21 protein-coding genes are annotated in these 24,856 nt (G+C 30.1%); 12 read left to right on the forward strand and 9 right to left on the reverse strand.

Annotation, left to right across the window (positions count from 1 at the left end):
- The first annotated feature begins 4 nt into the window (after nt 1-4).
- Nucleotides 5-481 (forward strand): peptide-methionine (S)-S-oxide reductase, encoded by a 477-nt coding sequence (locus NSU06_RS01135; RefSeq protein WP_167805853.1) that lies wholly within the window; start codon nt 5-7, stop codon nt 479-481.
- Between the two features lie 50 nt (nt 482-531).
- Here the strand turns inward: NSU06_RS01135 and NSU06_RS01140 are convergent, their stop codons facing one another.
- Together NSU06_RS01140 and NSU06_RS01145 are read right to left on the reverse strand one after the other, a co-directional pair.
- A complete protein-coding gene (locus NSU06_RS01140; protein WP_002449196.1) occupies nt 532-885 on the reverse strand; it encodes a hypothetical protein in 354 nt (117 codons plus the stop codon).
- Nucleotides 886-1,022: 137 nt separating this feature from the next.
- Nucleotides 1,023-1,376, reverse strand: coding sequence for a DoxX family protein (locus NSU06_RS01145; protein WP_002449545.1), 354 nt, complete (start codon nt 1,374-1,376; stop codon nt 1,023-1,025).
- 212 nt (nt 1,377-1,588) lie between these two features.
- On the opposite strand from NSU06_RS01145, the gene NSU06_RS01150 reads away from it, so the two are divergent.
- Nucleotides 1,589-2,767 (forward strand): MFS transporter, encoded by a 1,179-nt coding sequence (locus NSU06_RS01150; protein ID WP_340779115.1) that lies wholly within the window; start codon nt 1,589-1,591, stop codon nt 2,765-2,767.
- Between the two features lie 101 nt (nt 2,768-2,868).
- On the opposite strand, the gene NSU06_RS01155 is transcribed toward NSU06_RS01150, so the two are convergent.
- Nucleotides 2,869-3,036: a hypothetical protein gene (locus NSU06_RS01155; RefSeq protein WP_002449294.1), complete on the reverse strand. Its 168-nt coding sequence runs from the start codon at nt 3,034-3,036 to the stop codon at nt 2,869-2,871.
- A 253-nt stretch (nt 3,037-3,289) separates the two neighbouring features.
- Nucleotides 3,290-4,174, reverse strand: coding sequence for a LysR family transcriptional regulator (locus tag NSU06_RS01160; protein ID WP_049415803.1), 885 nt, complete (start codon nt 4,172-4,174; stop codon nt 3,290-3,292).
- Between the two features lie 256 nt (nt 4,175-4,430).
- Here NSU06_RS01160 and NSU06_RS01165 point away from each other — a divergent pair, with 256 nt between their 5' ends.
- The 3 genes from NSU06_RS01165 to NSU06_RS01175 all read left to right on the forward strand — a co-directional run bounded on the left by NSU06_RS01165 (nt 4,431) and on the right by NSU06_RS01175 (nt 9,205).
- A complete protein-coding gene (locus NSU06_RS01165; RefSeq protein ID WP_037541724.1) occupies nt 4,431-5,042 on the forward strand; it encodes a metallophosphoesterase in 612 nt (203 codons plus the stop codon).
- Nucleotides 5,043-5,160: 118 nt separating this feature from the next.
- On the forward strand, nt 5,161-7,356 hold the full coding sequence (locus NSU06_RS01170; protein WP_048761883.1) for an LPXTG cell wall anchor domain-containing protein: 2,196 nt from the start codon (nt 5,161-5,163) through the stop codon (nt 7,354-7,356).
- A 271-nt stretch (nt 7,357-7,627) separates the two neighbouring features.
- Nucleotides 7,628-9,205 carry a YfcC family protein gene (locus NSU06_RS01175; RefSeq protein ID WP_049415800.1) on the forward strand — a complete coding sequence of 526 codons (1,578 nt, stop codon included), beginning with the start codon at nt 7,628-7,630 and terminating at the stop codon, nt 9,203-9,205.
- Nucleotides 9,206-9,257: 52 nt separating this feature from the next.
- Here NSU06_RS01175 and NSU06_RS01180 read toward each other — a convergent pair whose 3' ends face one another.
- Nucleotides 9,258-11,459 carry an amidase domain-containing protein gene (locus NSU06_RS01180; RefSeq protein WP_049415797.1) on the reverse strand — a complete coding sequence of 734 codons (2,202 nt, stop codon included), beginning with the start codon at nt 11,457-11,459 and terminating at the stop codon, nt 9,258-9,260.
- Between the two features lie 264 nt (nt 11,460-11,723).
- On the opposite strand from NSU06_RS01180, the gene NSU06_RS01185 reads away from it, so the two are divergent.
- Nucleotides 11,724-14,552, forward strand: coding sequence for a YhgE/Pip domain-containing protein (locus tag NSU06_RS01185; RefSeq protein ID WP_017175485.1), 2,829 nt, complete (start codon nt 11,724-11,726; stop codon nt 14,550-14,552).
- A 55-nt stretch (nt 14,553-14,607) separates the two neighbouring features.
- Here NSU06_RS01185 and NSU06_RS01190 read toward each other — a convergent pair whose 3' ends face one another.
- The gene (locus NSU06_RS01190; RefSeq protein WP_049382168.1) at nt 14,608-15,114 is read right to left on the reverse strand and encodes a hypothetical protein; all 507 of its coding nucleotides are present in this window, start codon (nt 15,112-15,114) and stop codon (nt 14,608-14,610) included.
- Nucleotides 15,115-15,316: 202 nt separating this feature from the next.
- Between NSU06_RS01190 and isaB the strand changes: the two genes are divergently transcribed.
- Nucleotides 15,317-15,838 carry an immunodominant staphylococcal antigen IsaB family protein gene (gene isaB / locus NSU06_RS01195; protein ID WP_017175483.1) on the forward strand — a complete coding sequence of 174 codons (522 nt, stop codon included), beginning with the start codon at nt 15,317-15,319 and terminating at the stop codon, nt 15,836-15,838.
- 45 nt (nt 15,839-15,883) lie between these two features.
- Here the strand turns inward: isaB and NSU06_RS01200 are convergent, their stop codons facing one another.
- On the reverse strand, nt 15,884-16,168 hold the full coding sequence (locus tag NSU06_RS01200) for a YolD-like family protein (RefSeq protein ID WP_080580603.1): 285 nt from the start codon (nt 16,166-16,168) through the stop codon (nt 15,884-15,886).
- 195 nt (nt 16,169-16,363) lie between these two features.
- Here NSU06_RS01200 and NSU06_RS01205 point away from each other — a divergent pair, with 195 nt between their 5' ends.
- Genes NSU06_RS01205 through NSU06_RS01220 form a run of 4 tightly spaced genes read left to right on the forward strand, consistent with a single transcriptional unit; the run spans nt 16,364 to nt 21,291 of the window.
- Nucleotides 16,364-17,476: a tyrosine-type recombinase/integrase gene (locus tag NSU06_RS01205; RefSeq protein WP_000706213.1), complete on the forward strand. Its 1,113-nt coding sequence runs from the start codon at nt 16,364-16,366 to the stop codon at nt 17,474-17,476.
- Nucleotides 17,477-17,478: 2 nt separating this feature from the next.
- The gene (locus NSU06_RS01210) at nt 17,479-19,542 is read left to right on the forward strand and encodes a tyrosine-type recombinase/integrase (RefSeq protein ID WP_340779122.1); all 2,064 of its coding nucleotides are present in this window, start codon (nt 17,479-17,481) and stop codon (nt 19,540-19,542) included.
- A gap of 8 nt (nt 19,543-19,550) precedes the next feature.
- Nucleotides 19,551-19,916, forward strand: a complete 366-nt coding sequence (locus NSU06_RS01215; RefSeq protein WP_000410574.1) for a DUF6262 family protein — start codon at nt 19,551-19,553, stop codon at nt 19,914-19,916.
- Nucleotides 19,917-19,920: 4 nt separating this feature from the next.
- Nucleotides 19,921-21,291 (forward strand): hypothetical protein, encoded by a 1,371-nt coding sequence (locus NSU06_RS01220; RefSeq protein WP_000368920.1) that lies wholly within the window; start codon nt 19,921-19,923, stop codon nt 21,289-21,291.
- A 42-nt stretch (nt 21,292-21,333) separates the two neighbouring features.
- On the opposite strand, the gene NSU06_RS01225 is transcribed toward NSU06_RS01220, so the two are convergent.
- Complete coding sequence (locus NSU06_RS01225) at nt 21,334-21,744, reverse strand: YolD-like family protein (RefSeq protein ID WP_000612779.1); 411 nt, start codon at nt 21,742-21,744, stop codon at nt 21,334-21,336.
- A gap of 487 nt (nt 21,745-22,231) precedes the next feature.
- On the opposite strand from NSU06_RS01225, the gene NSU06_RS01230 reads away from it, so the two are divergent.
- Nucleotides 22,232-23,920 carry an IS1182 family transposase gene (locus NSU06_RS01230; protein ID WP_155975255.1) on the forward strand — a complete coding sequence of 563 codons (1,689 nt, stop codon included), beginning with the start codon at nt 22,232-22,234 and terminating at the stop codon, nt 23,918-23,920.
- 40 nt (nt 23,921-23,960) lie between these two features.
- Here the strand turns inward: NSU06_RS01230 and blaZ are convergent, their stop codons facing one another.
- Nucleotides 23,961-24,806 (reverse strand): penicillin-hydrolyzing class A beta-lactamase BlaZ, encoded by an 846-nt coding sequence (gene blaZ / locus NSU06_RS01235; RefSeq protein ID WP_000733621.1) that lies wholly within the window; start codon nt 24,804-24,806, stop codon nt 23,961-23,963.
- Between the last annotated feature and the right edge of the window lie 50 nt (nt 24,807-24,856).

A 24,856-nucleotide genomic window follows, 5' to 3' on the forward strand; every position in this document is an offset into this window, starting at 1 on the left:
TACATTGGAAACAGTATATCTAGCTGGAGGGTGTTTGTGGGGTGTACAAGCATTTATTAAAACATTGCCAGGCGTTATAGCTACTGAAGCAGGACGTGCGAATGGAACGACGCAGCGACTTGATGATGAATATGATGGCTATGTAGAATGCGTTAAAACAGTTTTTAATCCTGACATCATTTCAATTCATGATTTAATGCATTATTTATTTGAAATCATAGACCCATACAGTCTGAATAAGCAAGGCGTAGATAAAGGACCTAAATATCGTACAGGTGTTTATAGTGAAAATGAAAACCATCTTAAAGAAGCACAACAATTCATTCAACAACGTTCAGATAGAGATAAAATCGTTGTGGAAGTACGTCCTTTAGAAAATTATGTTAAAAGTGCAGACGAACATCAAGATAGATTAGATAAACATCCTGAAGACATCTCGTTATGTCATATCTCTAAAAGTATATTAAATAAATACAATTAAAAAGAATGGGACAGCATTCATATCGTATTCGTTGTCCCATGTGCGCTTTATTATTTCTTAGAAAATGTATCGATAAGACTAAGTGCAGCTAAACCTAATAGATCTAAAGCATGTTGTGCGCCAACCTTACCATGACCTGCCTCAAGGCGTTTATATACTGCAACGCTTAATACACTAAACGTGACAAGTGATCCTAAGCGAGAGATATTTTTATGCAAGACACTTGTGGCAAACAAACCTGATGCAATGAACTCAATCACACCTGCTAATTTCATTGCACGTTCCGATAATTTAAAATCTTGTGTAAATAGTTGTTTAGTATAAGGGTTACCGGTAAGTTTACGTTTTGAAGCGGCATACAAATCTTTAGCGAGTTTTAAATTGGTAGCATAACGTAATATCATTATCTAAACGCTCCTTTATATTATATTTTTTAGTTAAACTAAGTATAAAAGTCGCGTTAAAAAAAGTTAAATAAAAACGTTCAGCATAAATGTGTAATGCATTCACGCTGAACGTTTTTATTTATATAGTTATTGAATTAGTTTTTACCGAATGTATCAGCAAAACTTAAAGCAGCTAAGCCAAGTAAATCTAAAGCGTGTTGTGCGCCTTCTTTACCGTGACCAGCTTCAAAGTGTTTGTAAGCTGCAACGCCTAATACGCCAAATGTTGCAATAGAACCTAAACGAGAAATATTTTTGTTTAAGAAACTTGCAGCAAATAATGCAGCAGCAGTAGCTTCTACTGTACCTGCTAATTTAACTGATTTTTCTGGTAAACCAAATACATTTTTAAATGTATCAATCATTTCTTGGCTACCTTGTAATTTTGGTTTTGATGAATCATATAATTCTTTTGCAAGTTTTAAATTTGCAGCATAACGTAAGATCATTAATAAGTACTCCTTTTTTAGTTAAATTATTTTATTATAAAATAAGTATAATTTTTATACTAGAAATTATATGATTATTGGTAAGTAAAGTCAATAAAAAGCGTTAGATAATTACCTTTTTATAAGAAAGTGTTAATCAGTACACTTTAGAAACTATATTGAACGTGTCATAATAATACTATTGTGACAAAATCTATGAAAGGAGTTATATTATGGAAACATCGATGAATTATAATCGAATGACTACAATTTTCTTTATTTCGGGTATTATTGTTATGGCAAGTTTATATACTGCTTTACCCCTTACCTCGGTATTCGCAAAAGATTTTGGCATTTCAAATGCTGTTGCCTCTCTAAATGGTGTGATCTTTTCAATTACGTATTCACTAAGTTGTCTATTTTATGGTACAATTTCTGAAAAATTTGGACGTATTCGTACGATTTTATTTGGACTTATTGGACTCGTCATCATATGTTTACTTATAGGCTTCATTCATTCGTTCACACTACTTATTATTCTTCGTGCAATTCAAGGTATATGCGCGGCAGCTTTTTCACCTGTATCTATTACTTATGTCACTGAAACGTATTCCCCAGTAAAACGTGTGACTGCGATTAGTTTTATTAGTACAAGTTTTATGTTATCTGGTGTCATTGGCCAAAACTTGAGTGAAATTGTAGTACGTTATACTAATTGGCATATGGTGTATTTTATATTAACGTTACTTTACATTTTTATAGCAGTACTTATATATAAATATATTCCAGAAAGTCCAGTGAAAAATCCTCAACTCAAACTAGTAGGTTTCTTTAAAAACTTTAAAGATTTTAAAGATAATAAAATAGTCATATTATGTTATCTTATTTCTTTATCTTTACTTACAATGTTTATTAGTATGTATACAATCTTTAATCATTATATTACTTCTGATATTGTGGGTGGCTCGGAAGCAACAGCCATTAATGCTAAACTCTTTGGTATTATTGGGATGTTACTTTCATTATTAGCAGGACGTATGAGTGATCGTACAGGAGTTAAACATGTTATCGTAGGCTCATTAATTGTCAGTATCGTTTCTCTTATTTTAATGGGTTTCACTACAAATGTTATTTTATTAGTGATATGGAGTGTATTATTTGTAGGAGGTATTGCGTTTGCAATTCCATCTACTATTTCAAAAGTAGGTATGGTTGTCAATCGAAATCAAGGTTTCTTCTTATCTGTTAATACCTTTATTCTGTTTTTAGGAACAGCCATTGCGCCATTATTGATGATTCTTATTCAACCATTATCTAATTTCACATTACAATTTATAATGATTGCGACCATCGGCATCATCGCTCTTATAGTCGCTTTACTTTTACCAGGTAGAAAAAATGAAATACGATAATATATATGATATATAAAAGAATGACCAATGAAAAAATACAGGGAGTGTGACAACACTCATTTAGGATCTATTGACATACTCCCTATAACTTATGTATAAACTTAAGCTACGAAATATCCGATCAGACAAATTGCACCAATGAGTACAAATAAAACGCCAGGTAAATATATTTTTTCTCTAAGATCAATATCTTGTCTATATGCGACAAAGCTACTAATAGAGATGAGTATGATACCAACTACTAGTAAAATAATAGAAAGTATAAGCATCAACTCAGCCTCCTTCATATCAAAATTAATGAAAACGGTGTTCTCTTAATTTTATTATATTAGGAATAAACAAGTTTTTATAGCGATTTATTAATATAATGTAAAAATGTTATCATTTTTGTAGTTATTTATTAATAAAATTTATAAGAAATTTACATTTAATAAAATAATTAAAAGGAGTAGAAAATGAATTCTAAAAGAATTGTTTTCTACTCCTTTGGTTATATAAATGATCTTTGCATATCATTGACGTCTAAATACTTTCATTTTTTAAAGAATAGATTAATGTCATGAAGTTTTGAATAAGAGAAGTGAGACGATGATCTGCCCGGTAAACGATAGAGATATAGCTTGAAGGTGGGCCTTCTTTTAATGACTTACCAATAATATTAGGATGATGGAATAAGGTGCTTTGGCTTACAAGACTTAGATAATTAGAATCTTTAATAATTGTTAATATACTACTAATACTATTTGATTCCATATGAACATTTAAATCAATAAAATTGTTTTTTCGCCAATCATCAATACTTTCTCGTGTTGAACCACTACTATGAATAATGAAACGATACGCATTTAAATCTTCTAATGAAATATCTGTTTTTGAAGCCAAAGGATGTCTTTTATCCATTGCGATAACAAGTGGATTTTCTTGAAGACGTTTCACTTTCAATTCTTTTTCATTGAATCCTTTTTCTGAAATAACACCGATATCAATCTCTCTATCTTTTATTTTATTTAGTATTATAGGAGCAGTATCTACAATTAAATTAATATCAATATTTGGATAATCGTGCATATATTTTTTTAAAGTGCTAGGAAGAATACTATAAATAGGTGCATGGCTTGCTCCAACGCGTAAAGTTCCACGTTTAGATTGTTTGAATTCTTCAATCATATTTGTTGTTTCATCAATTAAATTTAGCATTTTATTAGAATTACGATAAAGTAAGTCTCCAGCATCGGTTAAATTGAAACATTTCCCTTTTTTAAAATATAAAGGTATTCCAAGTTCGTTATTTAAATTTTTTAGATGAAATGTTACAGTTGGTTGCGTTATCCCCAGTTTTTCAGCAACAGCATTTTCATTCTGCAATTCAACAAAATTTTTAAAAATCAGCATTTGTTTTGTATTCATAAATTAAATCCCCAAAATATATAAATTTTTTCTATTCTATTATTTATATTAAAGAAAGAATTTTGAGATTACGTTAATAAATTGTTTAAAGTTAGTTAATGTTGATACAGTATAATGGACTATACAGTATTGTCAGTAGAGAATTGAATCAGAATTCTGTTACGCTCTTATGTATTAAATTGAAAATTAAGGGTAATAACAATGTTGCGTAACAAGTCTTACAACATAAAGAATTTACATTTAAGGAGAGATTTACATGTCAGAAAGGCTACTTGTGATTTCTGATATTCATGGACATCGAAAAGCCCTTGCCACACTTTTAAAACGAGCAAAATATAATCCCAAAAAAGATCAGCTCGTACTTATGGGGGATTATGTCAATAATGGACCGGATTCATTTGGAACATTAAAGTTAGTTAAAAGGTTAAAACGACGTGGTGCGATTGCTTTAGCAGGTAACCATGAAATGCGCTGGTTAAATAGTAAAAATAAAAAGATTAAGCGTTGGCATGCGTTCTTACGTGAATTATCTGCTGTTGAAGTGATTGGTAATTATATTTTTGCACATGCAGGAATAGATACCAATAAACCTTTGAATAAGCAGATTAAAGAATATACTACTGGGCATTATTCACATTCGCTTAATCGTCAGATTCCTAAAAATAAATATCTAGTTCATGGCCATGTACCGAATTATCGCTATGGATTAAAAAAAGACGACATTTATAAAAATAAAAATGAACTATCTATAGATACAGGCGCAGGACATAATAAGTTTTTATCGCTGATTGATTTAACAGGTCAATATCAGTATTCAGTAGAGGTAACGAATATTCGAAAAATGAATATAAAACGCTTAAAAATATAATAGTTAATGGTGTTTAATCTTTGATGAAAATAAATAAATAAAAATATAATAAGACATTCAAGTTTTATGTAAAATGTTATATAATGAAATGGAATATCACTAAAAAAGGGTGGCATTAATGAATAAAAATACGCAAAACGAAAATCGTAAAATGTCGAAGTTAAGTTCGTATTTAAAAGTGTCATGTTCAGCTTTAATATTAAGTAGTTCACTTGTAGGTTACGGGTTTACGAAAGATGCATTTGCAGCAACACAAGATGCAGAAACAGCAACTTCTGAAACTTCAACACATGTTCAAAAAGATTTACAAGATGCAATTAATAAAGCGAAAAAAGACATTAAGCAACTAAAACATTTAAGTGCAGTTGAGTTAAAAAGTTATAAAGAAGATATTGAAAGTGCTAAAAATCAGACTGAAATTAAAAATATAATCAAAGAAGCGAAAAAAGAAAATAAAGCAACAGCACAAGAAAACACAACGGACGTTTCAAACAAGGATAATAGTACTGAATCATCTAGCACTCAAGATGCGTCAACAGAAGAAAAAGCTACAACAAGTCACGACACTTCTGCTGATGATACATCTAATATATCAAATGATTTAGATAACATCGTATCAGATTTAGATGTTCTATCTAATAAAGTTGATAGCGGTCAACAAAAAGATGCAACAACATCAAATGAATCTTCGTCTTCTGAATCAAATACTTCTGAAAACACAACTGATGAAGTAACGAAAGAGGAATCCACTACGGAAGAATCATCAAAAGAAGCACCAACAACTGAGGATCCTTCAAATCAACCAACCTCTTCTAAATCAGAAACGTCTATTGTTGATAAATTAGATAGTATTAAAAATGATATCGATAGTGCTAAAAAAGACATGGAAAGTTCAAAAGAAAACAATTCAAACCAATTACCAAGTGATGACAATAATACTGAAGAGGCGACAACTGAATCATCTAGCACTCAAGAAGCGCCAACAACAGAAGACACAACACATTCTAATTCAAACCATCATGTATTAGATGAATTAGCTAAATTAAACAATACGCATAAAGATCAAGACTTAGATACAGATGTACGACATCATCAATTTGATAAAGTGAATCACCAATTATCAGAAACTGAAAAAATTAATCAAGCTATTGCTAAAATTGAAAATAGTAAAGATGATGCCAGTCATTTATATATCAATCGTAAATTAGATCAATTATCTGATTTACGTGATAAAATTCAAAATCAAGCTGATTTAGCGAAAAAAGATAAACAAGCTATTGATAATGACATTGAAACTGTACGTAAAAATATAGAGAATAACCGTGATATTATTCTTAATCGTTTGCAACAAGCGTCTGACAAACAACATGCAGTTGAAGATATATTAAACAGCGTGTTTAGTAAAAATGAAGCACAACACATCTTGAAAAATATTAAAACAAAAGGGCAGTCTGATAAACAAATTGCAGATCAGATTATGAAACAAATTGATGGATTAACTTCAACAACGAGTGATGACATTTTAAAATCTATGTTAGAACAAGCTACTAATAAAGAGGATTTATTAAAAACAATTTTATCTACACGTTTAGGGCAAAATGAAGCGGCTACTATTGCGAAACGATTAGCCAATGACCATTTAACAAATTCACAAATTGTTGATCGCTTAAAACAAGCATTTAATCAACATGGTCTTGTGTCTAGTGATGATATTTTAAATGATATTTTAGATAAAACGTCTAATCGTAAACAAGCTATTGAAACAATGTTAGCAACAAAATTAAACCAAGCAAAAGCGAAGGTTTTAGCTGATATTATTTCAAGAGTACAATCTGACAAAGCGAATGCTTTGGATTTAGTGAAAAGTACAATTAACGGTAAAGCAAATGACTTATTACAACTTCAAAATAGCTTAGGTCAAGCCAAAAATAGATTAAATTATATTCTTGATCCAATTGTAAATCGCCCATCATTATTAGATCGTATTACGGGTAACACAAGTGGTTCAAATCTTGGTTCAAGTCTATTAGGCAATCTTCCTTCAGGTAGTAGTTTGCTTGATGGATTAACAAATGGAAACAGCTTACTTGACGGTATAAGTGATATTCCTAATCCAACACAAGGCTTATCATTAGGTCATTTAGGCGATGATGGTTTACTTAGCGGTTTATTTAATAGTGATGGAAATTTATCATTACCTGCAACAGGTGAAGCCATTAAGAAAAACTGGATTCCGATTGCAGCAGTGATTGCTATTGCAGGTGGGGCACTTGTATGGTTCAGTCGTCGTAAACATCACCAATCTAATAACTAAACCAAATAAATAGGAGTAAATAATTAATGCCATTGAACATTAATTATTTACTCTATTTTTATATGGTGAGTTGTTGCACTTAAATGGACAACTCAACATATGTAAAAGATGTATCCAAAGTATGAATAATAATCTATTTACTTTACATCATCATTGAATGTCATATGCATTAGACATAAACTTAAAGTATGAAAAAACAATTTGAAAATGACTCAATTGTAATTATGACGTAGTACATGTTGAAGTGATTAAGATTAAAGGGGTGGGGAGCATGGAACACAGTGAAGGTGTATCTCATACAGTATCTGATAACAAAGAGAAAAAACGGTTTCGATTAAAAATGCCTGGTGCATTTACAATTTTATTTATTTTAACCATTATTGCAGTGTTAGCAACTTGGATTGTGCCAGCAGGTGCGTATTCTAAGCTTTCTTATCATGCAGGAGCGCATGAATTTAAGATTGTCGATGCACATCATAAAACAACGACAGTCCCAGGGACACAAGATCAACTTGACAAATTAGGTGTCAAGATTGATGTGAACCAATTTAAATCAGGTGCTATCAATAAACCGGTATCGATTCCTGGAACTTACGAGCGCTTGAAACAAAAGCCAGCGGGTCCCGATCAAATTACGACAAGTATGGTAAATGGAACGATTGAAGCTGTCGATGTCATGGTATTTATTCTTGTGCTTGGTGGTTTAATAGGCGTCGTACAAACGAGTGGTGCTTTTGAATCGGGATTATTAGCATTAACTAAAAAAACTAAAGGACATGAATTTTTACTGGTCTTTATGGTATCCATCTTAATGATTTTAGGTGGAACGTTATGTGGCATTGAAGAAGAAGCGGTCGCTTTCTATCCAGTGTTGGTACCTATCTTTATAGCGATGGGCTATGATTCCATTATATGTGTAGGGTCTATTTTCCTGGCGAGTTCTATTGGGAGTACGTTTTCAACCGTTAACCCTTTTTCAGTAGTCATCGCCTCTAATGCTGCAGGAACAACCTTTGTAGATGGATTATATTGGCGTATTGCTGGACTTATTGTAGCAACCATCTTTACGATAGGATATTTATATTGGTATGCAAAACGCATTAAAAAAAATCCCAAACGATCATACACTTATGATGATAAAGTGAAGTTTGAACGACAATGGTCAGTGATTAAGAATAATAGTGAAGACAGTATCTTTACCTTACGTGAAAAAATTATTTTAATACTCTTTATCTTGCCATTCCCAATTATGGTTTGGGGCGTCATGACTCAGGGATGGTGGTTCCCGATTATGGCGTCTATGTTTTTAGCCTTTACCATTGTGATTATGCTTATTGTCGCATTAGGTAAGAATGGATTAGGTGAGAAAAAAGTGGTCGATGCATTTGTTAATGGTGCATCAAGCTTAGTAGGCGTATCATTAATCATTGGTCTTGCACGTGGTATTAATAGGATTATGAATGATGGACTGATTTCAGATACAGTGTTACATTTTTCATCATCACTCGTAAAACATGCGAATGGCCCACTGTTTATTCTTGTATTATTGATTATCTTTTTCTTCCTAGGATTTATTATTCCTTCATCATCAGGATTGGCTGTACTTGCCATGCCAATATTTGCACCACTTGCTGATACAGTAGGTATTCCTCGATTTGTGATTGTTACAGCGTATCAATTTGGACAATATGCGATGCTATTTTTAGCACCAACAGGATTGATTATGGCTACATTACAAATGTTGGATATGAAATATTCACATTGGTTTAAATTTGTATGGCCAATTGTCGTTTTTGTATTTATCTTTGGCGGTGGCTTATTAGTTGCCCAAGTATTAGTATATTCATAATAAAAAGCCATTGAGTTTCAAATTTTTGAAACTCAATGGCTTTTTTATGCATTTATTTAGGTTGAATGTAGTGTAAAGATGAGGCAGTATCCGCATCAATTTGACGATAGGATACAATACCCAATCCTTTTACATTTGATTCTGAAATAATGATTGAGCCATCATCATTGACTTTTTCAACGAAAGCAACGTGGCCATATAACGCACTTGCTCCAGATTGGCCTGCTTCAAATACAACTGCTGTATGATTTTTAGGAGTTGTACTTACATTATACCCTGCGTCTTCAGCGCTATTATCCCAGTTATGTGCATCGCCCCAATGACCGCCTACATGTTTATCAAATTGTTGAACACGTTCGTACACATACCAAGTACATTGACCATATGGATACGGTGAAGCAACATCTGAAATTGAAAATGGCTTAAATGCACTTCCTGAAACATCTGTGCCACTACTTCCTGTTGATGTTGAGTATTTATCTAAATCAGGCATGTGTTTTTTATCAAAATCAGTTAAATTGTAATGTTCAATTAAGCTATTTAATTTCGTTGCATAGTTTGGATCAGTCGCATAAGTTTGGCTTAAATGACGTGTTGCTGAACGATAACTTGGTGCAATATTTTTCCAAGATGATTTATAAATTGTAGGATTACCGTCAATACCATGTTTGATTAAATCAGCATAATCTTTTAATGAAGCTTTAAGATTTGGATATTTACGGAAACTAGCATTAATACTAAAAATATTATTATTACTACTAGCTTCAAGTGTATTGAAGTTAACTGAAGCGCCTTTATAACTACCTTTCATACCGAATAAATTGTAGTTTGGTGCTTGTGCAAGAGCGCTATTACCTGAACTTGATTCTAAAATAGCCTGCGCAATCATAACAGAAGCATAAATATCATTATCTTGCCCAATTTTATGCGCATCTTTAGCAATAGATGTAATAAATTCACGTGTTGCTTTATTTTCTACTACTGCAATATCTCCATTAGTAACATTGTTCCCATCTAATTGTGGTACATCTTGGAATAAACTTATAGCGCGTGTATTACTTTGTTTAAAATCATTTTCAAATGATTGTGGTGCTTCTTGTTTATGTTTTAGTTGTTTCTCCGTTGGCAATTGCGGATTGTCTTTATTTGTGTCTAGTTGGTCTTGAGTTGTTGATGTATCTTTTTTTGAATCTTCACTTTGTGATGCTTGAGATGTGCTGTCTTTTTTAGATGATGTATAGTCTTTATGTGTTTGTGTTGCTTTATCACTATATTTATCAAGAAGTGCATCTAGTACATCCTCTGATTGTTGACGATCTTTATTAGGTGTTGCTTGCTCTTCTTGAGAGGTTTGAGATGTTGTATTTTTTGTTGTTTGCTGTGATGTTGATTGATTGCTATTTTCAGATGTCGAGGACTCATTAGTATTAGAATCATTTAAATCTGAAGCTAATTGATTCAATGAATCTAAGGCTTTGCTTACGCTAGAATCATCAGTTGAATGATTGTCATTACTGTTACTATATTTAAATGATGACTCAGACGATTGATCTGACTGATTATTTTCTGTTAGTACCTCAGATTGATTTGATGGTGTGGTATGACTATTTGACTTATCAGATGAGTCTTGAGGTGAAGGATCAATTGTTGTGTGTTGATGTGATGATTCAGTACGATCTTCATCTGAAGAAGTTGTATTCGTTGCATTTTTGTCATCATTAGTATTAGATGAAGATGAATCACTTTCAACATGTTCATATTTAGAAATATCATCATCAAAATGGAATAAAGATGAAATCAAACTTGTTAAACTAAAGCCATTTTCAAAGTGACTAGGATCTAAAAAGTTTGATGAGAATGAATGATTTGAACCATTCATGTTAAATACAGATAATGGTGTATGATACGTGTCTTCATCTTTAGTATTAGATGAACGATTATTTTTCGAATGTGTTGATGATGGTTTAGAATGAGAAGCGGCATCTTCATTTGAAACTGTGTCTGATTGACTTTCTTTTGACTGAGAGTCTTGCTTTTTATTATTATCAGAGCTATCAGAAGTTGAATCTTCTGAAGAAGGAGTTTCATTGCTTTCAGTACGTGTTGTTTCTGATGTAGAAGTTGAATCCTCATTATTTGATTCAGATGTTTTAGTTTCTTTTGTATTCTCTTCAGCTTGAGCAACACTAGATGTAAATGTTGGTAAAACCAGAGTTGTAGTTAGCAAATATATCATAAATTTTTGCTTCGACATCAATAAACGCTCCTTAATTTTGTATAATATATTTTATAAATCCGTCTTAAGTCAGACGATTTCTATCGTATTTTAACGTAGCATTAGTTTTGTCGCTAAAATTATTTTCTGCTATAATGCATGAGTACCATTTTAATTGTTGACGTATATCAACTAATTATGGCATTCGTGATAAAAGTATTATACTAATTCTACGATATAAAAAACAATGTTTTAAATCATATTGATATAAATTCTTAATATTTCATTTTTAGGAGAGTGAAAATGAAGAACGCGTTTAAACTATTTTTGACAGACTTAAAGCGTGTCGCTAAAACACCTGCTGCTTGGGTAATTCTAGGCGGTTTGGCAATTTTACCTTCATTTTACGCATGGTTTAATTTATGGGCAATGTGGGATCCATATAGTAATACAGGTCATATTAAAGTGGCAGTTGTAAACGAAGACCAAGGCGATAAAATTCGAGGTAAGAAAATTAATGTAGGTAATACGCTCGAAGACACATTGAAGAACAATGATAAATTTGATTGGCAATTTGTCAGTCGGGAGAAAGCAGATCATGAAATACGAATGGGTAAATATTATGCAGGAATTTATATACCTAAGAAATTTACACATCAAATTACGGGAACACTTCGTAAACATCCGGAAAAAGCAGATATTACATATAAAGTGAACCAAAAAATTAATGCTGTTGCCCCTAAAATGACTGATACCGGTTCGACAATTATTGTTGATGAAGCCAATAAACAATTTAATACTACTGTAACGAAAGCATTATTGAAAGCAGCAAATAAAGTAGGTCTTCAAATTGAAGACGAAGTACCAACTATCGATAAAATTAAAAATGCAGTCTATACTGCCCATCAATCTTTACCTAAATTGAATAAAATTGCAGATAGAATTGTTTATCTTAATGATCATCAAGATCAGCTTGATCAATATGCGAATCAATTCCGTGATTTAGATACCTATAAAGATGATATTTTAAATGCTCAACAAAAATTAAATGATGTCAATGCAGCGATTCCTTCTTTAAATCAAAAAGCAAAACTCATTCTCGCATTGAATGAATATATGCCTAACATTCAGAAATTAGTGAATGTAGCAGCAGATGATATTCCTCAGACATTCCCTAAAATTAATAGAGGGGTAGAGATTGCGAGTCAAGGATTAGACTTAGCGAATCAACAACTTAATGATGCGCAAGGTTATTTAGGTATGGCTAAGCAACGTGTTGGGGATTATCAAGAGGCAACTAGGCGAGCACAAGCAGTTAATGGTAATGTGAATAATAATTTACGACAACAAAGTGCGACAACTAATGACAACGGTATGCCTCAATATACGATTCAAAAACTAAGTAATAGTTCGAATAATGATCAATTACCTAATGGTCAGATTCTTTCGAATGAAGATGTTAAATCAATGAATAGTGGACTTGCTGAAGCATTACTTGCATTATCTTCAAATGCGGATAAGCAAGCTAAGGCATCACAATCTGATGTAAAAGCATTAAGAGATATAACGTATGGTGTCATTGCCTCTAATCGTCCAACAGAATATAATGACATGCTTCGAAATATTAAAGGACGTTTAGAAAACACTTCAAAATACAATCAACAATTGATTGATGTATTAAAAGAATTACAACAACGTGAACATGTGAATTTAGCACCACAAATTAAACGAATCGAAAGTACCAATAACCGTATTAATGATACGTTACGTTCTACTAACCAATTGATTGATGCATTATCAAGTGGTGGTAAAGGTAGTGCGGAGTCTATTAATGTATTAAGAAGCTTGCCAGCTTTAAATTCTGGTTTAGGTAGTTATAGAGATTACATTAAAGATAATTTAAATCATCGTTTACTTGTAGTTTCTAATGATATTACAAAACAATTAAGTGAAGGCCAAGTTGTATTATCAGATGTGCAATCTAAATTAAATACGATTAATCAAGTGATTCAAGCAGGTCAAGATATTGTAGGTAATGGTCAAACTCGTATTGCAACACTTCAAAGTGAATTACCATCACTTGAAGCGGGATATATTGAAGCAACTCAAACTGCTAAAAATTACTTCCCAACAGTACGAAAAAATGTAGCAAAAGCTGCAGACTTTGTACGTAATGATTTACCTGATTTAGAACAACGTCTTGCGAATGCAACAGCTACTGTTAATGCTAACTTACCAACATTATTTGATAAGTATGATAATGCAGTAGATTTATTAGATGAGAATCAACCAAAAGCAAAAGAAGCTTTAGCGAATTTAGCGAACTTTGCACAAACAAAATTACCTGGTATCGAAAGAGATTTAAATAAGGCTAATGATATATTCAATCAATTGGACGATGACGATGCAGTAGATAAGCTTGTTAATAGTCTAAAAAATGATTTGAAAAAACAAGCAGATGTTATCGCAAACCCAATTAATAAGAAAACTGTGGATGTTTTCCCAGTCAGAGATTATGGTTCAGGGATGACACCATTCTATACAGCATTATCCATTTGGGTAGGCGCTTTATTATTAGTGAGTTTATTAACAGTGCATAACAAACATGAAGAATTAGCAGATCAGTTAACGAAACGGCAAGAATATCTTGGTAAAGGAATGTTCTTTATCTTGATGGGTGTATTACAAACCCTCATTGTTACAACAGGTGACTTATTCTTACTTCATGCGCAAGTAGAATCACCATTGCTCTTTGTACTCGTTGCATTATTTGGAGCCATAGTGTTTAATACCATTGTTTATACGTGTGTATCTATATTGGGTAACCCAGGTAAAGCGGTAGCCATCATTCTTTTAGTATTACAAATTGCAGGCGGTGGCGGTACCTTCCCAGTAGTTACACTACCTAAGTTCTTCCAAAACATTTCACCTTACTTACCATTTACGTACTTAATTGATTGTTTACGTGAAGTTGTAGGTGGTATTGTACCAGAAATTTTAATTACAAAATTAATTATATTTGGGCTCTTCGGTCTTGGTTTCTTCTTAATTGGATTTATTGCTAAACCATTCTTAGATCCAATTATGACTAAAATTGCAAAACGTGTAGAAGAAAGTAAAGTAACAGAATAGAAAATAAAATAGCCTGATTGATAATGAAACATCATTATCAGTCAGGCTATTATTTTTAATTAGATTTGTTATTAGATTCACTACTACGATTAGTATGACTTTCAGTAGAAGACTTCGTACTTTGTTGCGATGAAGGTTTTTCTTCTGTTGAAGGTTGTTCAGTTGATGTTTGCTCTGAAGATGGTTTGTCTTCTGTGCTTTGAGATGTGGGTTGTTTTGATGTGTTACTTTCTGAACGATGTTGTGATTGTGACGTAGTTGATGATTCACTTGTTTTTGGCTGTGTAGTCTGAACAGTAGAGGGACGTTGCGTCGTTTGTTGTTGTTCTTGTATTGATTGACTGGTTGGCTCAGATTGCGCAGTGGTACCATTGTCAGACTGACTTGTTTCATTAGATTGAACTGTATGACTTTCAGAAGTAGTTTCTTTTTTATCTTTCTTTTTATTAGATTGTGTTTGATTTGAGTCAGATTGATTGGAATGAGTGGCTGCAAAAAAGACTGAAAATCCTAATGCCACAATAAGTAATATAATGACTATAGTTGCTAATATTTTTTTCAAATGATAGTCCTCCATTTTTAATTCATTTCTTTAGTTTATTATAATCAAAGTTCAACAAATAGGTAGTATGTATATAACCAAATCATATTACATTTTATTTACATAATTCTGTGATAGATACATCTAAAGTACAGTGAATTAAGACAAAGAGTATGAGATAATAATAGTGAAATAAAAATCCATTAGAGAAAGAAGGACAATCATGAATAAAATAGTTAAATCTATAGCATCAGTTACTTTAGCATTTGGGACAATGTTAGGCGTAAGTACAACTGTTTTACCAATCGAGGATACAGCGCATGCAGCTACAAAGCCATATTATGTATATAACGGGTATGTAGATAAAGACGCAAAATTTGTAACCAATAAACAGTTTATTAAAGCAGTTAAATATGGAAATGTAACAATGAATGGAATAAAATTTGAAAAAGTGCATAGTAATAAAAAACTTGAAAAATATAACCAAACATTTACTGGTGTAAGTAAAGATGGTAAAAAGGCGAATAAAGTTCAATTTAGTGTTAAAGGGGATTTGACATATAATCAATTGAAAAAAGCGTATGGCTCAGACTTTAAAAAAGTAAAGGGTACTCCAAGTGATAAAAAAAGTGGTATTTTCGAATATCAACCTAAGAAAGATGGATTAATTGTTTCTTTTGTTATAACACATGGAAGAACAGTAGAAGTAGATATTGGCTATGAAGGTGTCACAACAAGTAAATAAATGAGAAATACGAGCGGAATTGAGTTCAATTCTCGCTCGTTTTTATTATTCAATGTGACATAATACTGCAAATTCGAGTTGCATTGTTTGTGAGCCATTCTCATTACTAATTGTAATATACCGCTTTAATGTATCAATACGTTTAATATAAGCTGCAATAGAATGGATCGTACCATTTTTAAAATAACTAATCATAGCGAGTTGATGAGTTGTATATTTTTCAATTAATCGTCTATTCAGAATATTGAATTGATCATCCGACAAAGAGGGCATCGTTATTTTATTTTGATTTTCGATAAAAGTTTTTATTCGTTCATATTGTTCAGGCATCACTGCAAAAGGTTATATATATGTTGAAGAATATAGACTATTTTGTTTAAAATGAATCATATTTTAAGAAAAAATGAACAAAGTAAAAATATTAAATAGTCTTTTTTTATTACGTGTAATAAGTTTAATATGTATGATGTAAAAAGAATTTGAATAGTGTATACTTATACTATTAAAATTAGAAATGAGATTATTATGAAAATAGTAGAAGTAAAATCTAAGAATGGTACCAATTTTATGATTTTAGATGGTAATAATGAACCTATAGTAGATGCAGTAAGATATTTGAAGTATCTGGATAGTGTTAAGAAAAGTTTAAATACCAAGAAAACCTATGCCTATGCACTAAAAAATTTTTTTGTTTACTTAGAAAGTAAAAAGATATGCTATAAAGAAGTTAGTTTTGATAACTTTGTTGATTTTATAAGATGGATGAAAACACCTTTTGAATATGAGAATGTCCTCTCTTATCACCGAAAAGAAAAAAGCATTAGTCCTAAGACAATTAATCTGACTATGACTGTAGTATCTAATTTTTATGATTATCTCTATAGGAGTAAAAAATTAGATGTTAATTTCTATGATTTTATGCATATGGAAAGTAAATACTCTAAAAAATATAAAAGTTTCATGCATCACATAAATAAGGACTATAGAACGTTGAAAAATATTTTGAAAGTTAAAGAACCAAAGAAAAAAATAGAAGTGTTAACTAATGCGGAGGTTAAGAAATTATTAGAGGAAGCTAATAATATTAGAGATAAATTCTTAATACAATTACTATATGAAACCGGATTACGTATAGGTGAGGTATTATCATTACGTATTGATGATATTAAATTTGACTTTAGAAAAGGCCATCAAATAGTTTTGAAAAATAGATTTAATGATAATGGTACTTATTTGAAAACTGGGGAAAGAAAAATATTTATTTCCCAATCGTTAATTGATTTATACGATGATTATGTCTACGAAATAATTGACGAACTTTCAATATGTTCTGATTATCTTTTTGTAAAAATAAAGGGGAGAAATGTAGGAGAAGCTATGAATTATAGTGATATATATTCATTATTTAAAAGGCTAAAACATAAAACATCTATAAATGTTCATCCTCATTTATTTCGCCATACACATGCAACTGTTTTTTATAATGAAACTAAGGATATAAAACAAGTTCAAGAAAGACTTGGTCATAGTAATATACAAACGACTATTAATTTATATGTTCATCCCACTGAAGAAGATATACGTGAAGATTGGAATAAAGTAAAGCATCAATTTCAAGTTTTTAATAAAGGGGAATGACTATGTCAATACCAATTAATTTACCTACAAACAGTACTATGATTAATGAATTATGTACATTACAAAGTAGAACCATCAATATAAAAGGAGAGGTTTTAATAACTGAAATATATGATGATTACTTTTTTAAAAATGATGAGTGGCACATTACAGCTTTTAACAAATTCAAGCAATTTCAAGATAGTATCAAGAACTATAAAGACAAAAGAAAAAATGTTTTCTTTAGGATTAAAAGTAAAAATTTGAATTTAGAATTTAAATACCTTTTTTTGAAACTGATAGTTAAAGAGGATTGGTCCTTATCTAATTTATTTAATACTGGAGCAGTAAAGCTTAATAAGATTGCTAAGTTCTTTAATGAAGTTTATCCAAATTTAAATTCTTTACTTGATTGTGATATAAATACATTAGAAAAGCACTGGTTTAATTGGCTGACTGAAAATAATATACCAATAAAAAGAAGATCATCAACAATAGTTTTTGGTGATTATGAATACAAAAGCGGACTGGCTTCTTTTTTAAAGAATATGTACATTAATCTAATTAAGTTCATTGATAAGCGAGAAGAATGGGAAAAAGATAAATGGGATATTAGAAATTTAGAAAAATATGGATTGAGTTATAATAAAACACTAACTGGCAATTATTTAAACTTTGAAAAAATTGAGTCAATTAAAATGCGAGAATTAGCAAAAAAATATTTAAAAAATCGTTTGATAACTGGTGATATAGCATTTGCTACAGCAAGGTTTTATATAAGAGTTTTAACTAGGTTTTTTCAAAATATATCTAAAAATAAAGAAACAAGGAATAGTTTAAATGAACTAGATAGATGTCATATCGAAGCATATATAGAATTTTTGTTTGAATATGCAGCTAATAAAAATTTGCAAAGTACTAAGAATTTTGTGAGAGAAGAATTAAAAACAATTAGAAGGTTCTTAAACGATATTATAACTCAAAACTATGCTATAGCACCGTACCAAGATATACGATTTTTAATTTATCCTCAAGACTTACCTAAACACGAAAAGAAAAATAGTAGCCAAATTGATTATATCCCAGATTTTGTATTGGAACAGCTTTTTGAGCATATAAATGATTTGCATAAAGATTTAATACCTGTAGTTTGGATAGCTTTTAAAACAGGATTAAGAATTTCTGATGTATTGACATTACAAAATAATTGCCTTGCAAAAGTTAATGGAAAGTATTCAATAATCACAGATATTGCTAAAACTTTTGTTAAAGGACATAGAATACCAATTGATAATAAATTAGCTGATATAATAGCAGTTTTAATAGCCGATTCTAAAAGTAAAAGTACAAAAGATAATAATCCTAATAATTATATTTTTGCTATTTATAAAGGAAAAAGAAAGGGAATGCCCTTTACACAACATATGGTCAGAGCACACTTAAATCATTTATCAAAGACTAAAAATATTATTGATGAACAAGGAGAAATCTTCCATTTCAAAACTCATCAATTTAGACATACCTATGCAGTAAAATTGTTAAATGGTGGAGCAGATATATTAACGATACAAGAATTATTAGCACACTCCTCACCAGAAATGACTCTAAGATATGCTAAGTTACTTGATGATACAAAGAGAAAGGCTTTTGAATCAGTTATTGATCAAGGAGCTTTTAGTTTTGATGTTGACGGTAAAATTAAAAATATACAGCATAGTAGTGAACTATCTGAAAAAGCATTGAATTCTTTATGGCAAGAACATAAATTAAACGCAATGGACAATCCTTATGGCACTTGTCATGCTAGATTGAGTGGTGATTGTCCATACATGGAAGCTCCGCCATGCCTGACTTGTAATTCTGGGAAACCATGTAAGGATTTAGCTATTGGATTTTCTGATTTAGATGTTGAAAAATATGAATTACATATCAAATCAACGGTCAAATCTATAGAATTAGCTAAAAATAATAATAGACAAGATATGGTTGAAAAGCATATAAATATATTAAATAAATATGAAGAAATACTAGGTAATATAAAAGATGGAAACATTATATTCGGGAGAAGTAATAGAATAAAAGTATAGAGGTTAAGATGGAAAAATTTAATAGACAAGAACAATTAAAACAGTTGCATGCAGAACGAAAAGTTAAAACCGAGAAAAAAGTTGATAAAGCAATAAATGATTTAGTTCAAAAAAATAAAGAAATTAACTTTAACATCGTTTCTAAACATTCAAAAGTTTCGAAAGCTACATTATATAAAAATAATAAAATTCGAAAGAAAATAGAGAAGTTACGTGAACAAAACAGAGAAATATTTGTTCATAAAAATAAAAATGACGGTAAAGATGCGTTAATCTCCTCTTTAAAAAGAAAAGTAAATTCTTTAGAAAAAGAGAAAAAAATGTTGAAAGAAGAAATTAGCGTTTTATATTCTAGGCTGTATGAGGATATTTAAAATAATGGACAATAAAATTGAAAAGATTCTAGAAGATATTAATAAATTACAAGGCTATAAAGTAACATATCAATATGCTACTGCTATAAATATAAAAGATAATAACATGAACCCTTGGTTTGAAAAAATTGAGGAAATTCTATTGAATGTAAAAGGAGTTATACGCATTTTATCTCCTGACAACCCCCCGGTAAATTATGATTATTGGATTTTACCTGGAAGATATAAAAGACATACAAAAGAATATCACGAAAAACTAGAAAAATTTTTAGAAAAATTTGCTACTAATGCAAATATTAATGATGGATTGTTTGATCAAAATAATATACATGGATACAAATATAAAAAATATATATTCACTCCACATATTGAAATTACTCATGAGAACACTTTGAATTTATTTTTTTTAACCTTAACTATATTTAACAATGGTACATTTGTTATAGAAATCATTGAAGACTTAGAGAGTATAAACTTTGGAAGCGACTTGTATAGTACTTTCTCATGTGTAAAAGATAAGATATATCCTCTAATTAATCAAGAAAAAAATAATAGACAAAGACAGTATCAATTGTATGGTAATAGACATTGTAAAAATATTAGAGATGTTTCTAGACAAATTAATAGAATTATAAAAATTAATAGTAAGGATATTTTTGAATATAAAGTATCTAAAAATATGGGTTTTGAAGTTTATTATTTAGCTAATGAAAATGAATTTACTGATGATCCTTTCTATGAGGACGTGAAGATTCAAGAGTGGTTAGTAAATGCGCCTATTTTTTCATTTGAAGGAAAAAGTAAACATTTTAGGCAAGATGGTTATAGCGATAATTATATAAACTTCTTGAATAAAGCATCTGTTTTTGTAGTTTGGATGGATGAGCAAGAAGGAGATGTTTTAGAAAAATGTTCTCAAATGGCACTTTATTTCAATAGTTCTGCTAATTTCTTTTTCTTAGAAACTATGTTAAATGAATTACAATTGTATGGGTATCAACAATATAATTTAAATGGAAAAAAAGAAGCCCTATATTTTAGACAATGGATACTAAATTTCAAGAGATCTATTGCAATTATTTATAGAACAGAGCTTTTACCTAGTTTATATTTATATTTGTATCTAAAGAATAATAATGATTTTAAATCTCCACAATATATTGAAGAATTAAACAAAGAAGAATTATTACTAATTGAATTGGAGCAGTCATATAAGGAAGAAGAAAGAAGCGAAAAATTAAATAAACTTTTGTTAATAATAAGTCTTTTATCAATTTTCCAAGTAGTAGAAATTTTTTTCAGTGATAAAAATAATATATTTAATATCAGTATGATACTTATAATGATTTTGCTAGAAGTATTTCGAAAAAGGTAATTATAAGAACACTATTTAAACTTTTTAAAAGTTTAAATAGTGTTAAGTGATACTACAAACGTTAGCATTATTTAAATTATATATATTATTGTTAGTATCAGAAAAGGAAAATGTATTACTAATTTCATCCTTTTTTAAAATTTTTCCTGTATATTTTGAAATGTTACCGTCTTCCCAATATGAGATTGTACATAACTCATCATTTTGAATTTTTATTTGAAAAATCTGATCTAAATTATCTAATGAATCATGTGTTAGCAATGGTTTTTCTATTTTATTTTGATCCTTTATAATTTGTTCTAAAATTTCAAACTGTTGCGGGAGAGTCGCAAAAGCTTGCCATTTGATTTTTCCACGCCCTTGAGGGATTTTAGGGTTTAAATATTTTCTTGGTATTTTTCTATAATCAGTTTCATATTTATATTCATCTGGCGCATTAGGATTTGGAATCATGTTTACCACCTCATCATCATTGTAGAACGTATGTTCTTTTTTGGCAAGGATTATATAATTTTTTAATGTGATTAATTAATTAATTTAAAATAAGTTATTTTCTATATGGAAAAGTTGAGTAAGATTATCGAGCATTTATAATTATAGTAACTGGAATATGATGTTTGGTATGTTAATAGTATTTTCTCTTTTAAAAAATGTGAACATAAAAAAATAGAGGCTGGGACATAATTCCTAACAAAATAGCCAGTAAATGAGTTTATTATAAATTCATTTACTGGCTTCTTTATTTACAATACTACGTATTGTTGGCTCGCTTTCTTAGGGGACAGCTTCAGCCTGTAGTCTTCAGCTTGTCCTGTTCCCTCAAGAGTCTCGCCAAAATACTTTGTATTTATATGTAATTTTACATTGAAATACTTTAAAAAAATAAGGCCCTTTCGTATAATTTAATAAATATCACTAAACTAAATTAACGAGGTGCCTTATGTATAAAGATTATAACATGACTCAACTTACTCTACCATTGGAAACTTCAGTTCTTATCCCCACAAATGATATGTCACGACATGTCAATGATATTGTAGAAACAATTCCTAAAACTGAATTCGATGAATTCAGACATCATCGTGGTGCAACCTCATACCATCCAAAAATGATGTTAAAAGTCATTCTATATGCCTACACACAATCTGTGTTTTCAGGTCGTAAGATAGAAAAATTACTTAATGATAGCATCCGGATGATGTGGCTATCACAAAATCAAAAGCCTTCTTATAAAACGATTAATCGATTTAGAGTCAATCCAAAAGTAGATGCTTTATTAGAATCATTATTTATTCAATTTCATAGTCAGTGTTTGAAACAACATCTTATAGATGATCAGGCCATTTTTATTGATGGTACGAAAGTTGAGGCGAATGCCAATCGATATACATTTGTATGGAAAAAGAGTATTCAAAACCATGAGACAAAAATGAATGAAGATTCTAAAGCACTCTATCATGAATTGATAACAAATAAAATCATACCTGAGATTAAAAAAGATCACGATAATGACTTAACAAAGGAAGAAATAGATTTGATTGGTAGTCATTTGGATAAAGAAATCGAAGATTTAAATCAACATATCGATAATGAAAAATGTACTAAAATAAGAAAACAAATACGGCTCAAAAGAACTAAAATTAAACAATACAAAAAGCAAATTAATGATTACTCTGGGCGAAAGCATAAATACGACGTCCAAAAATCTATTTTAAAGGATAGAAATAGTTATTCTAAAACAGATCATGATGCCACATTTATGAGAATGAAAGAAGATCATATGAAAAATGGACAACTCAAGCCAGGTTATAATTTACAAATAGCGACAAATTCTCAATTCGTTTTATCTTATAATGTGTATCAAAATCCGACTGATACAAGAACGATGATACCATTTTTAAATTTAATTCAAGAGACCTACGGTCATTTACCTGAATATATTGTAGCTGATGCAGGTTATGGTAGCGAACCCAATTATATGGCAATTATAGATGATTTTAATCGAATACCACTTATAACCTACGGTATGTTTATAAAAGATAAAACTAAAAAATATAAAAGCGACATCTTTAACACTCAAAATTGGGATTATGACGAAATTAACGATGAATATATTTGTCCAAACAATAAGCGATTGGGTTTTAAAAGATATGCCTATCGCCATGATAAATATGGGTTTAAGAGAGACTTCAAATTATATGAATGTGATGATTGTTCAGAATGTCCTCTGAGACACCAATGCATGAAATACAATTCAAAAACGAATAAAAAAATAATGAAAAATTATAATTGGGAATATTTTAAAGCCCAAATTAATAAAAAGCTTTCAGAACCAAAAATAAAAACCATCTACAGTCAAAGAAAAATTGATGTGGAGCCTGTTTTTGGATTTATGAAGGCTATTTTGGGTTTCACTCGAATGTCCGTTCGAGGGATAAATAAAGCCAAAAGAGAACTAGGATTTGTGCTAATGGCACTTAATATAAGAAAAGTAACAGCTCAACGAGCTGAAAATAATCAAAAAAATTATAAAAAAGACAATTTCTATATTATTTCAATAGAAATTGTCTTTTTTCACTTATCTAGATACTTTATGTCCCGGACTCTTCGATATTATGAAGTTTTATGAAAGATAGAATTATATCAGTTTTTGTAGTACATTTAGACTATTAAAATTTGTTTATTACATTCTTGGCGGTTTCACTTATCAATTTATCATTAGGTTTATCACTTTTATTGTCTTTATTCGTAAAAATGACTAAAATAATAGGTTCAGATTGGTTCTTAGGATAAATAAAAGCTACATCATTTCTAGAAGCATATGTTATTGCTTGACCACTTTTATCAGCAACCTTATAGTCTTTTGGAACACCATCTTTAATTAAAGTGTCTCCGTTTTTATTATTTAACATTAAATCAAGTAAGAAATTTTTATTTTTTTTGCTTAATTTTCCATTTGCGATAAGTTTATTTAAAGTCTTGCCGAAAGCAGCAGGCGTTGAAGTATCTTTTTTGCTCTTTGGTGAATAGTAATTTAATTCTATTTCATATCTAACTGGATTTGTTACTTTATCTCCCAATTTTTTTAAACGTTTTTTAATTTTTTTGATTCCACCGATTTCGTTTATAATTTTATTGTTTGCTGTATTATCACTATACTTCATTGAAGCCTCAATAAGTTCTTTTAAAGTGATATCTTTTCCTACATATTTTTCTAAAATAGGAGAATAAGCAACTATATCATCTTTGTTAATATGTACTTTTTTATTTAACTTATTATAAGGTACTTGTTCTAACAAAATAGCACTATTTATCGCTTTTGAAGTTGAAGCATAGGCAAATCTCTTATCGGCATTAAATTTTACTTCCTTACCACTTTTAGTATCTAATGCATAGACACCAATATTAGCATTATATTTCTTTTCTAAATTATTTAACTCTTTAGCATGTGAACTGGTTGAATTACATGCACTTAAAACTAAAGCAATTGCAATTAAAAGTATTAACTTTTTCAAAATATACCCTCCAATATTACGGTTGTAATTTCTATAAATCAATAATATTA

The sequence above is a fragment of the Staphylococcus sp. FSL W8-1270 genome (assembly GCF_038007165.1).
GTDB lineage: Bacteria > Bacillota > Bacilli > Staphylococcales > Staphylococcaceae > Staphylococcus > Staphylococcus hominis.

What these genes read in the sequence shown, in the direction of transcription:
- NSU06_RS01140 (WP_002449196.1), bottom strand. Translation starts at nt 885, where the DNA reads ATGATATTACGTTATGCTACCAATTTAAAACTCGCTAAAGATTTGTAT.
- NSU06_RS01145 (WP_002449545.1), bottom strand. Translation starts at nt 1,376, where the DNA reads ATGATCTTACGTTATGCTGCAAATTTAAAACTTGCAAAAGAATTATAT.
- NSU06_RS01150 (WP_340779115.1), top strand. Translation starts at nt 1,589, where the DNA reads ATGGAAACATCGATGAATTATAATCGAATGACTACAATTTTCTTTATT.
- NSU06_RS01155 (WP_002449294.1), bottom strand. Translation starts at nt 3,036, where the DNA reads ATGCTTATACTTTCTATTATTTTACTAGTAGTTGGTATCATACTCATC.
- NSU06_RS01160 (WP_049415803.1), bottom strand. Translation starts at nt 4,174, where the DNA reads ATGAATACAAAACAAATGCTGATTTTTAAAAATTTTGTTGAATTGCAG.
- NSU06_RS01165 (WP_037541724.1), top strand. Translation starts at nt 4,431, where the DNA reads ATGTCAGAAAGGCTACTTGTGATTTCTGATATTCATGGACATCGAAAA.
- NSU06_RS01170 (WP_048761883.1), top strand. Translation starts at nt 5,161, where the DNA reads ATGAATAAAAATACGCAAAACGAAAATCGTAAAATGTCGAAGTTAAGT.
- NSU06_RS01175 (WP_049415800.1), top strand. Translation starts at nt 7,628, where the DNA reads ATGGAACACAGTGAAGGTGTATCTCATACAGTATCTGATAACAAAGAG.
- NSU06_RS01180 (WP_049415797.1), bottom strand. Translation starts at nt 11,459, where the DNA reads ATGTCGAAGCAAAAATTTATGATATATTTGCTAACTACAACTCTGGTT.
- NSU06_RS01185 (WP_017175485.1), top strand. Translation starts at nt 11,724, where the DNA reads ATGAAGAACGCGTTTAAACTATTTTTGACAGACTTAAAGCGTGTCGCT.
- isaB (WP_017175483.1), top strand. Translation starts at nt 15,317, where the DNA reads ATGAATAAAATAGTTAAATCTATAGCATCAGTTACTTTAGCATTTGGG.
- NSU06_RS01200 (WP_080580603.1), bottom strand. Translation starts at nt 16,168, where the DNA reads ATGCCTGAACAATATGAACGAATAAAAACTTTTATCGAAAATCAAAAT.
- NSU06_RS01205 (WP_000706213.1), top strand. Translation starts at nt 16,364, where the DNA reads ATGAAAATAGTAGAAGTAAAATCTAAGAATGGTACCAATTTTATGATT.
- NSU06_RS01210 (WP_340779122.1), top strand. Translation starts at nt 17,479, where the DNA reads ATGTCAATACCAATTAATTTACCTACAAACAGTACTATGATTAATGAA.
- NSU06_RS01215 (WP_000410574.1), top strand. Translation starts at nt 19,551, where the DNA reads ATGGAAAAATTTAATAGACAAGAACAATTAAAACAGTTGCATGCAGAA.
- NSU06_RS01220 (WP_000368920.1), top strand. Translation starts at nt 19,921, where the DNA reads ATGGACAATAAAATTGAAAAGATTCTAGAAGATATTAATAAATTACAA.
- NSU06_RS01225 (WP_000612779.1), bottom strand. Translation starts at nt 21,744, where the DNA reads ATGATTCCAAATCCTAATGCGCCAGATGAATATAAATATGAAACTGAT.
- NSU06_RS01230 (WP_155975255.1), top strand. Translation starts at nt 22,232, where the DNA reads ATGTATAAAGATTATAACATGACTCAACTTACTCTACCATTGGAAACT.